This is a genomic window from Rhodococcoides corynebacterioides NBRC 14404, assembly GCF_001894765.1.
GTDB lineage: Bacteria > Actinomycetota > Actinomycetes > Mycobacteriales > Mycobacteriaceae > Rhodococcoides > Rhodococcoides corynebacterioides.
In genome coordinates, this window is record NZ_BCWV01000006.1 from 39,098 (window position 1) to 53,877 (window position 14,780).

The 14,780-nt window shown below is 68.4% G+C and carries 13 protein-coding genes; 8 read left to right on the top strand and 5 right to left on the bottom strand.

The genetic code is table 11. The features are described 5' to 3' along the window. Window positions 1-46: 46 nt before the first annotated feature. Window positions 47-1,519, bottom strand: a complete 1,473-nt coding sequence (gene rpsA, locus RC2_RS14475; RefSeq protein ID WP_068152752.1) for a 30S ribosomal protein S1 — start codon at window positions 1,517-1,519, stop codon at window positions 47-49. Window positions 1,520-1,753: 234 nt separating this feature from the next. Here rpsA and RC2_RS14480 point away from each other — a divergent pair, with 234 nt between their 5' ends. Beyond that, on the top strand, window positions 1,754-2,641 hold the full coding sequence (locus RC2_RS14480) for a class I SAM-dependent methyltransferase (RefSeq protein WP_072681592.1): 888 nt from the start codon (window positions 1,754-1,756) through the stop codon (window positions 2,639-2,641). A 3-nt stretch (window positions 2,642-2,644) separates the two neighbouring features. Here the strand turns inward: RC2_RS14480 and RC2_RS14485 are convergent, their stop codons facing one another. Continuing rightward, on the bottom strand, window positions 2,645-3,748 hold the full coding sequence (locus RC2_RS14485) for an isocitrate/isopropylmalate dehydrogenase family protein (protein WP_068153268.1): 1,104 nt from the start codon (window positions 3,746-3,748) through the stop codon (window positions 2,645-2,647). Window positions 3,749-3,768: 20 nt separating this feature from the next. Here RC2_RS14485 and RC2_RS14490 point away from each other — a divergent pair, with 20 nt between their 5' ends. Further along, window positions 3,769-4,311 carry a 2'-5' RNA ligase family protein gene (locus RC2_RS14490; protein WP_068153264.1) on the top strand — a complete coding sequence of 181 codons (543 nt, stop codon included), beginning with the start codon at window positions 3,769-3,771 and terminating at the stop codon, window positions 4,309-4,311. Here RC2_RS14490 and RC2_RS19315 read toward each other — a convergent pair. After that, window positions 4,299-4,424: a hypothetical protein gene (locus tag RC2_RS19315; protein ID WP_281250878.1), complete on the bottom strand. Its 126-nt coding sequence runs from the start codon at window positions 4,422-4,424 to the stop codon at window positions 4,299-4,301. The genes RC2_RS14490 and RC2_RS19315 overlap by 13 nt on opposite strands. A gap of 82 nt (window positions 4,425-4,506) precedes the next feature. Between RC2_RS19315 and RC2_RS14495 the strand changes: the two genes are divergently transcribed. Continuing rightward, entirely contained in the window at window positions 4,507-5,505 is a 999-nt protein-coding gene (locus RC2_RS14495) for a GlxA family transcriptional regulator (RefSeq protein ID WP_068153261.1), read from the top strand. Window positions 5,506-5,602: 97 nt separating this feature from the next. Then, complete coding sequence (gene trxA / locus RC2_RS14500; protein ID WP_068153258.1) at window positions 5,603-5,974, top strand: thioredoxin; 372 nt, start codon at window positions 5,603-5,605, stop codon at window positions 5,972-5,974. A gap of 136 nt (window positions 5,975-6,110) precedes the next feature. Here the strand turns inward: trxA and polA are convergent, their stop codons facing one another. After that, window positions 6,111-8,849: a DNA polymerase I gene (polA, locus tag RC2_RS14505; protein WP_068153256.1), complete on the bottom strand. Its 2,739-nt coding sequence runs from the start codon at window positions 8,847-8,849 to the stop codon at window positions 6,111-6,113. A 245-nt stretch (window positions 8,850-9,094) separates the two neighbouring features. Here polA and RC2_RS14510 point away from each other — a divergent pair, with 245 nt between their 5' ends. From RC2_RS14510 to RC2_RS14525, 4 genes are read left to right on the top strand one after another with little or no spacing between them, the layout of a single operon-like run. Next, entirely contained in the window at window positions 9,095-10,441 is a 1,347-nt protein-coding gene (locus RC2_RS14510) for a branched-chain amino acid ABC transporter permease (RefSeq protein WP_072681594.1), read from the top strand. Between the two features lies 1 nt (window position 10,442). Further along, complete coding sequence (locus RC2_RS14515) at window positions 10,443-11,435, top strand: branched-chain amino acid ABC transporter permease (RefSeq protein WP_068152548.1); 993 nt, start codon at window positions 10,443-10,445, stop codon at window positions 11,433-11,435. After that, window positions 11,425-12,441 (top strand): ABC transporter ATP-binding protein, encoded by a 1,017-nt coding sequence (locus RC2_RS14520; RefSeq protein ID WP_068152549.1) that lies wholly within the window; start codon window positions 11,425-11,427, stop codon window positions 12,439-12,441. Before RC2_RS14515 ends, RC2_RS14520 begins: the two co-directional genes overlap by 11 nt. Next, window positions 12,438-13,247: an ABC transporter ATP-binding protein gene (locus RC2_RS14525; RefSeq protein ID WP_068152553.1), complete on the top strand. Its 810-nt coding sequence runs from the start codon at window positions 12,438-12,440 to the stop codon at window positions 13,245-13,247. The genes RC2_RS14520 and RC2_RS14525 overlap by 4 nt, the downstream gene beginning before the upstream one ends. 77 nt (window positions 13,248-13,324) lie before the next feature. Here RC2_RS14525 and RC2_RS14530 read toward each other — a convergent pair whose 3' ends face one another. Continuing rightward, window positions 13,325-14,662 (bottom strand): ABC transporter substrate-binding protein, encoded by a 1,338-nt coding sequence (locus RC2_RS14530; protein ID WP_068152556.1) that lies wholly within the window; start codon window positions 14,660-14,662, stop codon window positions 13,325-13,327. Window positions 14,663-14,780 lie beyond the last annotated feature (118 nt).

Genomic DNA, 14,780 nt, shown 5'->3' on the forward strand with positions numbered 1-14,780 from the left:
TGGTCGTGGTGACTACCGGCGAATCACGATCCGCCGGGTCGGCGAATCATGCTCCGCCGGACAGCTTCTCGCGAAGAGCGGCGAGCTGCGCATCGCTGGCGAGCGAGCCGCCGGTGGACTCCGACGCGGCTGCGGCGGGCGCACCCTGCGTGGATCCGGTCTCCGAGGAGTAGCCGGCGGCAGCGTTGGCTGCCTCCTGCGCCTCGTCGGCGGCGGTCTTCTCCATCTGAGCGGTGTGCATCTTGTGGCGACGCTCGGCCTCGGCGTACCGGCCTTCCCACTCCTCACGCTGCTTGTCGTATCCCTCGAGCCACTCGTTGGTCTCGGGATCGAAGCCCTCGGGGAAGACGTAGTTGCCCTGCTCGTCGTACGAGTCGGCCATGCCGTACTTGGACGGATCGAACTCGGCGCTGTAGTCCTCGTTGGCCTGCTTCAGCGACAGCGAGATGCGGCGACGCTCGAGGTCGATGTCGATGACCTTGACCAGCGCGTCGTCGCCGACGGTGACGACCTGGTCCGGGACCTCCACGTGGCGCTCGGCCAGCTCGGAGATGTGCACCAGGCCCTCGATGCCCTCTTCGACGCGGACGAAGGCGCCGAACGGAACGAGCTTGGTGACCTTGCCCGGCACGATCTGACCGATCGCGTGGGTGCGGGCGAACTGACGCCACGGGTCTTCCTGCGTCGCCTTGAGCGAGAGGGAGACACGCTCGCGGTCGAGATCGACGTCGAGAACCTCGACGGTGACCTCGGTGCCGACCTCGACGACCTCGGACGGGTGGTCGATGTGCTTCCAGGACAGCTCCGAGACGTGGACCAGACCGTCGACGCCGCCGAGATCGACGAACGCACCGAAGTTGACGATCGAGGACACGACGCCCTTGCGGACCTGGCCCTTCTGCAGCTGGTGCAGGAACTCGCTGCGGACCTCGGACTGGGTCTGCTCGAGCCAGGCACGACGCGACAGGACCACGTTGTTGCGGTTCTTGTCGAGCTCGATGATCTTGGCCTCGATCTCCTTGCCGACGTACGGCTGCAGATCGCGGACACGACGCATCTCGACGAGCGATGCGGGGAGGAAGCCGCGGAGGCCGATGTCGAGGATGAGGCCACCCTTGACGACCTCGATGACGGTGCCCTTGACGGCCTCGTCCTTCTCCTTGAGCTCCTCGATGGTGCCCCAGGCACGCTCGTACTGAGCGCGCTTCTTCGACAGGATCAGTCGACCCTCCTTGTCCTCCTTGGTGAGGACGAGAGCTTCGACCTCATCGCCCACGGAGACGACCTCGTTGGGGTCGACGTCGTGCTTGATGGAGAGCTCGCGGGAGGGGATGACGCCTTCGGTCTTGTAACCGATGTCGAGCAGGACCTCGTCGCGATCGACCTTGACGATGGTGCCCTCGACGATGTCGCCATCGTTGAAGTACTTGATCGTCGCGTCGATGGCGGCGAGGAAATCCTCGGCGGAGCCGATGTCGTTGACGGCTACCTGCGGCGAGGTGACGGTGGATGAGGCCATGTGGTGAGGTGCTCCGGACGGGTTGGTGTCGGTGGATGGACGTTCGGTCGGACAGACCCTCGTTTGCCGGGACACGTGGCGACCGCTGCCGTAGATTCGGTAGCGAACCGGTGCTCGGATCCGAGAGTCGCGATCGCCCGGCCCCTCGCACGTGACGTGCGGAGGGCAGACATTCGCGTTCCGAAGACTACTCGGTGCCGCACACGCCCGGCAAACCCGGTTACCGTGTCCCGCGTGGCCGCCGACTCCCCCGCTCCGTCGCCCCCCGCCCCGGACCGGCCCGTCCCATCCTCACCCGGCCGACGGCGCGTCGATTCCGCCTCCAGCGAGCGCGCCTCTCGGTCCTGGTGGGACGTCGACGCCGCCGACTATCACCGGACGCACGGCGCATTCCTGGGGGTCGACAGCCCGACGGGCGAGTTCGTGTGGTGCCCGGAGGGTCTGCACGAAGGCGACGTCCACCTGCTCGGGGACGTCCACGATCGAGACGTGCTCGAAATCGGGTGCGGCTCCGCCCCCTGCTCCCGATGGTTGGCCCACCGGGGAGCGCGCGCGGTCGGACTCGACATCTCGGCCGGCATGCTCGCTCACGGCGCCGCGGCGATCGACCGCGCTCGGGCGAGCGAGCCCGACTCCCCCGTGCCCGCCCTGCTCCAGGCGTCGGCGGAGGCGCTCCCGTTCGCGGACGCGTCGTTCGACGTCGTGTGCTCCGCGTTCGGGGCCGTGCCCTTCGTGGCGGACTCCGCTCGGGTCATGCGTGAAGCCGCCCGCGTCCTGCGGCCCGGTGGTCGATGGGTGTTCTCCGTCAACCACCCGATGCGCTGGATCTTCCCCGACGATCCCGGCCCCGACGGACTCACCGCCACGATTCCGTACTTCGATCGGACTCCGTACGCCGAGTTCGATCCGGACGGCACCGCGACGTACGTCGAGCACCACCGCACGGTCGGCGACCGGGTCCGCGAGATCGTCGCCGCGGGGCTGACCCTGGTCGACATCGTGGAGCCGGACTGGCCGGAGTGGCTGGACCGCGAGTGGGGTCAGTGGTCCCCGCTGCGGGGACGCGTGTTCCCCGGGACCGCGATCTTCTGTTGCGCGAAGCCCGATTCGGCGGCCGAGTGACGGTCAGACTCCGCGCATCGCGTGCGCGGTGACCGTCTCGACGAACTCCGACGTCGACGCCTGTCCGCCGATGTCCGCGGTCGCGACGCCCGACGCGACGGTGTGCTCGACCGCGCCGCGGATGCGGTCGGCCACCCGCGTGAGGTGACTCGGACCGCCGGTCGCGGCGGCATGGTCCAGCATCGCGGCGGCCGAGAGGATCAACGCGGTCGGGTTGGCCCGATTGCGGCCGGCGATGTCCGGGGCGGCGCCGTGCGCGGCCTGCGCCATCACCTTCTCCGCGGATGCGTTGATCGACGCGGCCATGCCGAGCGATCCGGACAACTCACCGGCGAGGTCGGACAGGATGTCGCCGAACATGTTCTCCGCCACGATGACGTCGAAGTCCTCGCCGTGTCGCACGAGCTTGGCGGCGAGGGCGTCGACGTGCTCGTAGGTCACGTCGACATCCGGGTGCCGCTCGCCCACGTCCGCACAGACGTCGCGGAAGAGGCCCGTCGTCAGGCGGAGGACGTTGGTCTTGTGCACGACGGTCACCCGTCGACGACGCTGCTCGGCGAGGGCGAAGGCGCTCTCGGCGATGCGCTCGGCCGCCCGCCGGGTGAAAACACCCACGGCCAGGGCAACGTCCGGCGTCGGCATGAACTCTCCCGACCCGACGGCCATGTTGCGGTCCGCGTAGAAGCCCTCGGTGTTCTCCCGCACCACGACGAGGTCCATCCGCGGGGACACGGCGCGGACGCCGGGCAGGGCGCGTGCCGGGCGGATGTTGGCGTACAGGTCGAAGTGCTTGCGGATGCGGCCGCCGGGCGTGAGATCCCCACGACGCTCGGGCGGGTACGACGCGCTGTCGTGCGGCCCGAGGATCCACATGTCCAGGTCCTCGAGGGCGGCGATGGTGGCGGCCGGCACCGCGTCACCGTGCTCGTCGAGAGCGTCCCGGCCGAACGGGAGCCGGGCCCAGTCCGGTCCCGTCGTCCCGACGCCCTCGAACGCGGCGTCGACGATCCGTACGACACCCGGAACGATCTCCCGGCCGATGCCGTCCCCGACCAGGACCCCGATGCGCGGTCCGTGGCCCGCCCCCGTGTTCGCTGCGCTCGTCATGGTCGCCATCATTGCTCACCATGGTGCAGTCGCTCGAACTCCTCCTGGACCCCGACAGCGACGCGGCGATCCGGCGCGACTGGGCCTACCTGGCCGAGTTGGGTCTGCCCAGTCAGGCGCGGCACACGGGGGCGTCGAATCGCCCGCATGTCACCGTCGCCGTGGCGACGGCGTTCGACGTCGGCACCGAAGACCGGCTCGGGGAGCTCGTGACCACCGACGACGCCGTACCGGGGACCCTGCGCCTCGGCGGCCTGGTGGTGTTCGGCGGGGCCCGGGTGACGCTGGCCCGTGCGGTGGTGCCGTCGGCCGAGCTGATGGAGTTCCACGCCCTGGTGCACGAGAAGCTGGGTGATTCTCCCGGGGTGCCCCCGCATCTGATGCCCGGCCGGTGGACGCCACACGTCACGCTCGCGATGCGGGGCAAGCCGCACGAGATCGGTTCGGCGGCAACGGCCTTGAGCCCCGGCCTGCGTGATCTGGATGCCACCGTCGCGGGCGTGCGCCGGTGGGACGGCGACGCGAAGCAGGAGTGGATGCTCGGCGAGGCTCAGAACCGGTAGTCGCCGTGGCGGGTCACCTCACGGTGGGTGTCGGGCACCCGATCGGCCAGCGCCAGCGCGGCCAGGATGCCGTAGACGACCAGGACACCGAGGAGAAGCATCAGAAATGTCATACGAGAGATGTTCCGACGCAGCACTTCTCGCTACCAGTGGCAGAAAAGACATGTTTCGTCGTTTTTCTGCCATACTGATGCGGTGCTGACGAAGGTGGTCGTTCCGCTCCTGCCGTTGACCGAGGCGTTCGAACTCGGCGTCGCGTGCGAGGTCTTCGGCTTCGACCGGTCCGACGAGGGACTGCCCGTCTACGACTTCTCCCTCATCGCCGCCGTTCCCGACCCGATCCGCACGCGGTTCGGCTACGACATCGAGGTGCCCTACGAGCTCGATCGGCTCGACGACGCCGATCTGATCGTCGTGTCCGCCGGCGGCACCGCGACGACACCGGACGGCTCGTACGTCTGCGGCACGGGCGACGGGTACGACCTCGAGCCACTCGCGGAGAAACTGCGCGCCGCCGTGGCGAGAGGTGCGCGCGTCGCGAGCCTGTGCACCGGCGCGTTCGTCCTCGGCGCGGCGGGGCTCCTGGACGGACGTCGGTGCACCACGCACTGGCGCCACGCGGCGCGGCTGGCCGAACGCTTTCCCGCGGCGACGGTCGACTCGAACGTCCTCTACGTCCAGGACGACAACGTCTACACCAGCGCGGGCACCGCTGCCGGGATCGACCTCTGCCTGCACATCGTGCGGTCGGCGCAGGGCTCCGCCGTGGCCAATGGCATCGCACGGCGCATGGTGGTGCCACCGCACCGCGACGGTGGACAGGCGCAGTACGTCGCGGTGCCCGTGCCCGAGTGCGACTCGGACACCCTCGCCCCACTCATCGACTGGATCGCCGAGAATCTCCGAGAGGATCTCACCGTCGACGTCCTGGCGGCGCGGGTGTCGATGTCGCCCCGGACCTTCGCCCGCCGATTCCAGGCGGAGACCGGCACGACCCCCGCGCGCTGGATCAGCGATCAGCGCGTGCTCGAGGCGCAGCGGCTGCTCGAGGCCACCGACCTCTCCGTGGAGGCCGTCGCGGACAGCGTCGGCTTCGGTTCCGCGGCGGTCCTGCGTCAGCACTTCCTGCGACTACGACGCACCACACCGCAGTCGTATCGGCGCACCTTCCGAGCGGCGCCCGTCTCGGTCTGACCCGCGCGCGGGACACGACCGCGGGAATGACACCGGCGATCGGTCTGTTGCACCGCACGAAGCCCACCGATCCCGACCCCGACGAGGAGCATCACCAGTGGCTACGCAGACGCTGACCCAGCAGAACTTCGACGAGACCGTGACCGGGAACGACGTGGTCCTCGTCGACTTCTGGGCCGACTGGTGCGGACCGTGCAAGCAGTTCGCTCCCACCTTCGAGAAGTCGTCGGAGAACCACCCGGACGTGGTGTTCGGCAAGGTCGACACCGAGGCCGAGCAGGGGCTGGCCGCGGCCGCCAATATCCGGTCCATCCCGACCCTCATGGCGTTCCGCGAGGGCGTTCTGGTGTTCGCGCAGCCGGGCGCGCTGCCGCAATCCGCGCTCGAGGACCTCGTCGGCCAGGTCAAGGCCCTCGACATGGACGAGGTCCGCAAGCAGATCGCCGACCAGCAGGCCGCGGCGGAATAACACCGGCGGAACACGACCGACTAAGCACCGACGCAGCACGACGACGGCGCGGAACCGCGATGGGTTCCGCGCCGTCGTCGTGTCGGTGCGCCGTGTCGTCTCAGTGCGCGGCGTCGTCTCAGTGCGCCGCGTCGTCTCAGTGCGCCGCGTCGTCCCACGTCCGCCCGAAGCCGACCGACACGTCGAGAGGCACCGAGAGGTCGATCGCCCCGGCCATCTTCGCGCGCACGAGTTCCTCGACCTGCTCGCGTTCGGACTCGACGACCTCGAGGACCAACTCGTCGTGCACCTGCAGCAGCATGCGTGAGGTGAGTCCGGCCTGCGCCAGGCCGCGCTGCACGTCGATCATGGCGACCTTGATGATGTCCGCAGCCGTGCCCTGGATGGGCGCATTGAGCGCGGCACGTTCCGCCACTTCGCGGCGCTGGCGATTGTCGCTGGTGAGGTCCGGCAAGTAACGACGACGTCCGAACAGGGTGGACGTGTACCCCACCTTGCGCGCGGCCTCCACCACCTCGTGCAGGTAGTCGCGCACCCCGCCGAAGCGGGAGAAGTACGCGTCCATCTGCTCCTTGGCCTCGTCGGTCGAGATCTTCAGCTGCTGCGACAGGCCGTAGGCACTGAGGCCGTACGCCAGTCCGTAGGACATCGCCTTCACCCGGCGACGCAGTTCCGGGGTGACCTCGTCGATGGGGACGCCGAACGCGCGGGAGCCGACGAAGCTGTGCAGGTCCTCGCCGGTGTTGAACGCCTCGATCAGGCCCTCGTCGCCCGAGACGTGCGCCATGATGCGCATCTCGATCTGGCTGTAGTCGGCGGTGAGAACGGAGTCGAACCCCTCCCCGACGACGAAGCCCTCGCGGATGCGGCGGCCGGCGGAGGTCTTGACCGGGATGTTCTGCAGGTTCGGCTCGGTGGAGGACAGCCGACCGGTGGCCGCGATGGTCTGGTTGAAGGTGGTGTGAATCCGCCCGTCGCTGCTGACCGACTTGAGCAGTCCGTCGACGGTGACCTTCAGGCGTGTCGCGTCCCGGTGGTCGAGCAGATGCCGCAGGAAGGGATGTTCGGTCTTCTCGAACATCGTCTGCAACGCCTCGGCGTCGGTGGTGTACCCCGTCTTGGTGCGCTTGGTCTTGGGCATGTCGAGCTCGTCGAACAGCACCACCTGCAGCTGCTTGGGGGACCCCAGGTTGATCTGTTTGCCGATCACCGCGTACGCGGCCTCGGCCGCCGTGGTCACCTCACCGGCGAACTGGCTCTGCAGATCGTGCAGGTGGTCGAGATCGATCGCGATGCCGGTGTTCTCGACGGTGGCCAACACCTCGAGGAGCGGCAGCTCCATGTCGGCGAGCAGCGGACGCGACTCGATCGCGTCCAGTTCGGCGTCGAGGGCGTCGGCGAGATCGGCGACCGCGCGCGCCTTCAGGATCTCACCCTCGGCGACGGCGGCCTGCGTCTCGTCCGCGTCGTCCAGCAGGGACAACTGCGAGTCGCCGCCGTCCTCCACCCGCAACTCGCGCTTGAGGTAGCGCAACGACAGGTCGTCGAGGGCGAAACTGCGCTGGCCGGGACGGACCAGGTACGCCGCCAGGGCGGTGTCGCTGGACAGGCCCGCGACGGTCCACCCGCGCCCGCGCAGTGCGTGCAACGCCCACTTGGCCTCGTGGAACGCCTTGGGACGCTCGGCGTCGGCGAGCCACTGTCCGAGCGCGGCCTCGTCGGCCTCGTCGAGGGCGACCGTCTCCACGTAGGCGCCCTCGCCGTCCGCCGCGGCGAAGGCCACCGCGGTCGCGTCGCCGTCGAACGGCGACCGCGACCCCACCACGGACAGTCCGGTGCGGCCGTGCGCGGTGTGCGTCTGCAGCCACTCCCCGAGTTCGCCCGGCACGAGCGCCCGCCCGCGCACCTCGAAGCCTTCCTCCGCTTCCGGCTCGGTGGACGTCAGGGTGTCGAACAGGCGGTCGCGCAGCACGCGGAACTCGAGGTCGTCGAACAGGGCGTGAACCCGCTCGCGGTCCCACGGCTGCAGCTGCAGCTGGTCCGGGGTGTACGGCAGCGGGACGTCGCGGACCATCTCGGTGAGCTGGCGGTTGAGCACCACGCTGGAGAGGTTCGCGCGCAGCGCGTCGCCGACCTTCCCGCGGACGGTGTCGACGCCGTCGACGAGGGCGTCGAGACTGCCGAACTGGCTGATCCACTTGGTGGCGGTCTTCTCCCCCACCCCGGGGATGCCGGGCAGGTTGTCGCTGGGATCGCCACGCAGGGCCGCGAAGTCCGGGTACTGCTGCGGCGTCAGGCCGTACTTGGCCTGCACCTCCTCCGGGGTGAAGCGCGTGAGGTCGGAGACACCCTTGCGGGGATACAGCACGGTGACGTGCTCGTTCACCAGTTGGATGGAGTCCCGGTCACCCGTGACGACCAGCACTCGGTAGCCCGCCTCCACTGCCTGCGTGGTCAGCGTGGCGATGATGTCGTCCGCCTCGTACCCCGGTTCGGCCATGACGGGGATGCCCAGCGCCCCGAGGACGTCCTTGGTGATGTCGATCTGTCCGGCGAACTCGTCCGGCGTCTTGATGCGGTTGGCCTTGTACTCGGCGTACATATCCGCGCGGAAGGTCTGCCGGGACACGTCGAACGCCGCGCCGACGTGCGTGGGGCTCTCGTCCCGCAGCAGGTTGATCAACATCGCGGTGAAGCCGTACACCGCGTTGGTGGTCTGTCCGCTGGTGGTGCGGAAGTTCTCGGCCGGCAGCGCGTAGAACGCGCGGTACGCGACCGAGTGACCGTCGATCAACATCAGCAGTGGCGACGCCGCGGCCGCCGACTTCCCACTCGTGGACGACGGGGCGGACGAGGTGCTGGCAGCGGGACTCACGCAGCCCAGTCTAGGGACGACCACCGACACCTCGGGGCGGCCCGCACCCGACCCGCGGCCCGCCCGACGGTGGAGGCATCGAAACAAGACCGCAACACCGAAGAAATCGAAGCGGCCCTGTCGGAAACCTCGATCGCTATAGAGTCCGACTCTTGCAGACAGTCGCCGAACACCTCGGCGCCATTCGATCGTCCGAGAGGACCCACCGCGTGCCCCCCTCGAGTCCTCGGCGACCCGGCTCGGCACTGGCTACCGCCACTGCCGTTCGCGCGTTCGTCGTCGTACTCCTGAGCCTGATCACCGCAGCCACGTTCGCCGGCTCGGCACTCGCTCAGGAGCCCACCCCTCCACCGGCCCCGGCCCCCGCCACGTCGTCGGACAGCCCCGGCGCCACTCCGGCCGCGCCACCCGCCGACGCCGTGAACGTCAGCGGCAGTCTCAACAACGCCGGTGACCGGCTCGTCGGCGTGGACGTCGTCGCCGTCGACGGGTCCGGCGCCGAGGTGGCCCGCACCACGTCGGAAACCGGTGGGCGGTGGACACTTCCGGTCTCCCCCGGTGACTACACGTTTCGCATCGACCCCGAGACGTTGCCGGACGGCGTGTCCGTCCAGGGCGACGTGCAACGCACCGTCGTGGAGGGCCGCGCCAACACGGTCATCTTCAGCTTCGGCGAGGCGCGCACGGCAACCGTGGTGCCGTTCTACGAACAGTTCCTGCGCACCACGATCGACGGTCTCCGCTTCGGTCTGGTGATCGCGCTCGCCGCGATCGGGCTCAGCCTGATCTTCGGAACGACGGGACTGACGAACTTCGCCCACGGCGAGCTGGTCACCCTCGGCGCGGTCGCGGCGTGGATCTTCAACGTCACGTTCGGCATCCAGTTGATCCCGGCCACGATCCTCGCCGTGATCGTGGGCGTCGCCGTCGGCTGGCTGAACAACGTCGGCCTGTGGAAACCGTTGCGCCGACGCAAGACCGGCCTGATCGGTCAGCTCGTGGTCTCCATCGGTCTCGCCATCGCCCTCCGCTACCTGATCCTCATCTTCTTCTCCGATCGCTCCGAGCCGTTCGCCGACTACCAGGCGCAGCAGCAGCGCGAGTGGGGTCCCTTCGCCATCACCGACGTCAACCTCGCCTGCATCGTGATCAGCGTCGTGGTGCTCGTCCTGGTCGCCCTCATGCTGCAGAAGACGCGCATCGGCAAGGCCATGCGCGCCGTGGCCGACAACCGCGACCTCGCCGCGTCGTCGGGCATCAACGTCGAGCGCGTCGTCACCTTCGTCTGGTGCATGGGCGGCGGCCTCGCCGCGCTCGGCGGCGTGCTGTTCGGACTCTCCGAGCTCGGCGGCCGCGTCCAGTGGGAGATGGGCTTCAAGCTCCTCCTGCTGATGTTCGCCGGCATCACCCTGGGCGGGCTCGGTACCGCCTACGGCGCTCTGCTCGGGTGCGTGATCGTCGGCCTGCTCGTGCAGTGGTCGACGCTGGTCATCAACCCCGACCTGAAATACATCGGAGGACTGCTCGTCTTGATCGTCATCCTCATCGTCCGGCCGCAAGGCATCCTGGGCTCGCGGCAAAGGATCGGCTGACATGGACATCATCGGAGCTCTCCAGGTCTCCCTGGCCCAACTCGTCGGACCGTCGGCGATCTTCTACGCGTTGCTCGCCATCGGTCTGAACCTGCACTTCGGCTACGCCGGTCTGCTCAACTTCGGTCAGATCGGGTTCGCCCTCCTCGGCGGCTACGGCGTCGGCATCATGACCATCACCTACCAGCAGCCGCTCTGGCTCGGCATCATCGTCGGCCTCGCCGCCGCGGGCCTGCTCGCGCTGGTCCTCGGCATTCCCACGCTGCGCCTGCGTGCCGACTATCTCGCCATCGTCACCATCGCCGCGTCGGAGATCCTGCGGCTGGTCTTCCGATCCACGGCGTCGGACGGCGTCACCGGCTCCACCAACGGCCTCTTCGGCTTCGCCGATCCGTTCACGCGTCTGAGCCCCTTCGACTCGGCGAAGCAGTACGACTTCGTCGGCGTGAAGTTCTACGGCGACGATCTGTGGGCCATGGTGGTCGGCTGGTCGCTGGTCCTGGTGCTGTGCGGCTTCGTCTACCTGCTCACCCACAGCCCGTGGGGGCGCGTGCTCAAGGCCGTGCGCGAGGACGAGGACGCCGCGCGGTCGCTGGGCAAGAACATCTTCGTCTACAAGATGCAGGCGCTGGTGCTCGGCGGCATGATCGGCGGCCTCGGCGGCGTGTTCAACGCCCTCCAGACCAAGTCCATCAACCCGGACTTCTACTCCACGGCGCAGACGTTCTTCGCCTTCGGCGCCCTCATCCTCGGCGGCGCAGCGACGGTCTTCGGACCGGTCGTCGGAGCCATGCTGTTCTGGTTCCTGCTCTCGATCCCCGACGTCCTGCTCCGGCAGGCGGCCGCGGGGCCCGATCCGTTGATCCCCATGACCGAACAACAGGTCGGCGCAACCCGATTCGTCCTCCTCGGCATCCTCATCGCGGTGCTGATGATCTTCCGCCCGCAGGGACTGCTGGGCAACAAGCGGGAGGTACAGCTCGATGCCAAGTAGTCAGACCGTGGCGGCGCGCAAGCCGCTGAGCGCCGACGCACGCCGGTCGCTGTTCGCCGACGTCGCGAACACCCCCGGTGTCGCCAAACCCGATCCGACCCTGGTGGTCGACGGCGTCTCGCGCACCTTCGGCGGCCTCAAGGCCGTCGACGTCGCCCACCTCGAGATCCAGCGCGGGTGCATCACCGGTCTCATCGGGCCCAACGGCGCCGGCAAGACCACCCTGTTCAACCTGCTGACGGGCTTCGACCGTCCGGACACCGGCACCTGGTCGATGGACGGCAAGTCGTTGGGCCGCATGACTCCTCACCAGGTGGCACGTCACGGCGTGGTGCGGACCTTCCAGCTGACGAAGGCCCTGTCCAAGCTCACGGTGCTCGACAACGTGCGACTCGGGGCCACCGGACAGAAGGGCGAACGCATCGTCAACACGCTGATGCCGTGGACCTGGAAGGCGCAGGAGCGCGAGGTGACCGAGCGGGCGAACGATCTCCTCGCCCGTTTCAAGCTCGACGCCAAGCGCGACGATCTCGCCGGGTCCCTGTCCGGCGGGCAGCGGAAGCTGCTCGAGATGGCGCGCGCGCTCATGACCGACCCGGCCGTCGTCATGCTCGACGAGCCGATGGCCGGCGTGAATCCCGCTCTGACGCAGAGCCTTCTGGGGCACATCAAGTCGTTGCGCGACGACGGCATGACGGTGGTCTTCGTCGAGCACGACATGGACGTCATCCGCGACATCAGCGACTGGGTCGTGGTGATGGCCCAGGGCAGCGTCATCGCGGAATCGGCACCGGAGAACCTGGCCGACAACGAGGCCGTCGTCGACGCCTATCTCGGCAGCCACCACGACCAGGCACTCGAGTTCGACGAGAACGGAAACCCCGTGGGCGCCACCGCCGAGCTGGCCGAGGCGCTCGAGCAGGCCGAGGCCGAGACGCTCGAAGCGGGCGGCGACCTCTCCGAGGCCGAACCGGAGATCGATCTCAACAGGAAGACCACGTCATGACCGATCCCGCTGCGTCGCAGCTGACTCCGGCCGAACACGCCGCCACGCCGGAGGAACACCGGCGGCTCGCGACCGACGCCCTCGTGCGCGCCGACGATCTGGTCGCCGGCTACATCCCGGGCGTGAACATCCTGCGCGAGTGCAACTTCTATCTCAACGACGGCGAGATCGTGGGCATCATCGGCCCCAACGGCGCCGGCAAGTCGACGTTGCTGAAAGCACTCTTCGGCCTCATTCCCATCCGGAGCGGATCGGTCACTCTGCGCGGGGACAACATCACCTCCGCCGAGGCGCACGTCCTGGTGACGAAGGGTGTCGGGTACGTGCCGCAGACCCAGAACGTCTTCCCCTCGCTGACCATCGAGGAGAACCTCGAGATGGGGATCTATCTGCGGCCCAAGCAGTTCCAGGACCGCTTCGACTTCGTGAGCGAACTGTTCCCGCTGCTCGGTGAACGGCGCAAGGTCAAGGCCGGCGCACTGTCCGGCGGTGAGCGACAGATGGTGGCGATGGGTCGGGCTCTCATGATGGACCCGTCGGTGCTGCTGCTGGACGAGCCCTCCGCGGGTCTGTCGCCCATGTTCCAGGACGAGGTCTTCATCCGCTGCAAGAAGATCAACGCCGCGGGCGTGTCCATCATCATGGTCGAGCAGAACGCACGCCGCTGCCTGCAGATCTGCGACCGCGGCTACGTACTCGACCAGGGCCGCAACGCCTACACCGACACGGGCACCAACCTGATGACCGACCCCAAGGTCATCGAGCTCTATCTCGGCACCCTCGCGGGGAGCAAGGAGAAGAAGTAGCTTCACCCGCACACCCCGCACACAAGGAACGGGCCCCGACTCCATGGAGTCGGGGCCCGTTCTCGGGTGGAGCGGTGTCAGCCGCCGACGACGATGTAGTCCTCGGTGGTCAACGTGTTGTCCGGTCCGAAGACCAGCTTGCCGTAGGACCCGACGCCCGGCTCACCGGAATCGGTGAACGCGAGCTCACCGGTGACACCGTCGTAGTCGATGTCGGTGCCGGCCTTCACCAGCGGCAGGCACTCCTGGTAGGACGTGCACTTCTGCCCGTCCTTGGTGACCGAGTTGATGTTGGCCGCGATGTCGGTGCCCGCGGTCGACTTCGCCTGCTCCGCAGCGAGAGCGGAGACGATGACGGCGTCGTAGGACTCACCGGAGTAGTTGAAGTCCACCAGAGCCGGGTTGATTCCCTTGAGGCGGTTCTGGAAGTCGGCTCCGGTGTCGGTGAGCGGAGTGGTGCCCTTCATCGTGTCCAGCAGGCCCGGTCCGACGGACTCGCCGAGCGCGTTGCCCATGTTGCCGTCGACGCCGTAGACGGCCATGCCGTCGGACGGTCCGATCCCGATCTCGTGCATGCGGGTGATGATCTTGGCCGACTCCTCGAAACCGATGAGCGCCACCGCATCCGGGTCGAAGTTCTTCACCTGGTCGATCTCGGCGTTGAACGACTGCGCATTGGGGTCGTAGATGATCGTCTGGATCTGGTCCGAGGCGATGCCGGCCTCCTCCAGGTTCGCCTGCGTGTTGCGGGCGAGGCCGGTGCCGTAGGGATCGTTCAGCGCCAGGATGGACACACGCTGGCCGCCGTCCTCGGCGATCAGCTGCGACAGTGCCTGTGCCTGCAGCACGTCCGTGGGGGCGGTGCGGAAGTACTGGCCCTTGTCCGGGTAGCAGACGAACTGATCGGAGGTGTTGGCCGGCGAGAACTGCACGACGCCCGCACTCGAGATCTTGTCGATCACCTTGAGCGACACCGACGACGACGCGGCACCGACGATGACGGACACACCGGCGGCGAGTTCGCGGTCGACGGTGGTGTTGGCGGTGTCGGTGGTGGTGTCGCCCGAGTCACCGGGGATCAACTCGACGGGCTGGTCGAGGACACCGCCCGCGCCGTTGACGTCGTTGACGGCCAGCTGGACGCCCGCGACCTCCGGCGGTCCGAGGAACGCGAGGCTCCCGGTCTCCGGCAGCAGCGTGCCGATCTTGAGCGGGGTGGTGACGGGGGTCGCGCCGGCGGTGGCCTGCTCGGGTGTGCAGTCCGTGTCGACCGTCTGCTCCGCGGATGCGGACGCGCCGCCGGAAGCGCTGGTGTCGCCGCCGGAGCTCGAATCGTCGCTCGAAGAACAGCCGAACAGGGCGAGCGACGCCGCGCTCACCACCGCAGCCGTCCGAACGATGGTTCGTTTTGCCATCTGGGGTCTCCTCGAAATTGGGCGCACGGAATCGAAAGCCGTGACGCTCGTGAAGGTGAACTTAGCCCTCGGGGCGCCCCGGCGACCGGCCGATCGAGGCCTGTGACCCTACTGTGAC

Coding starts and splice junctions, on each gene's coding strand:
- rpsA (WP_068152752.1), bottom strand. CDS start 1,519: ATGGCCTCATCCACCGTCACCTCGCCGCAGGTAGCCGTCAACGACATC.
- RC2_RS14485 (WP_068153268.1), bottom strand. CDS start 3,748: ATGACGAGCGCAGCGAACACGGGGGCGGGCCACGGACCGCGCATCGGG.
- RC2_RS14490 (WP_068153264.1), top strand. CDS start 3,769: ATGGTGCAGTCGCTCGAACTCCTCCTGGACCCCGACAGCGACGCGGCG.
- RC2_RS19315 (WP_281250878.1), bottom strand. CDS start 4,424: ATGACATTTCTGATGCTTCTCCTCGGTGTCCTGGTCGTCTACGGCATC.
- RC2_RS14515 (WP_068152548.1), top strand. CDS start 10,443: ATGGACATCATCGGAGCTCTCCAGGTCTCCCTGGCCCAACTCGTCGGA.
- RC2_RS14520 (WP_068152549.1), top strand. CDS start 11,425: ATGCCAAGTAGTCAGACCGTGGCGGCGCGCAAGCCGCTGAGCGCCGAC.
- RC2_RS14525 (WP_068152553.1), top strand. CDS start 12,438: ATGACCGATCCCGCTGCGTCGCAGCTGACTCCGGCCGAACACGCCGCC.
- RC2_RS14530 (WP_068152556.1), bottom strand. CDS start 14,662: ATGGCAAAACGAACCATCGTTCGGACGGCTGCGGTGGTGAGCGCGGCG.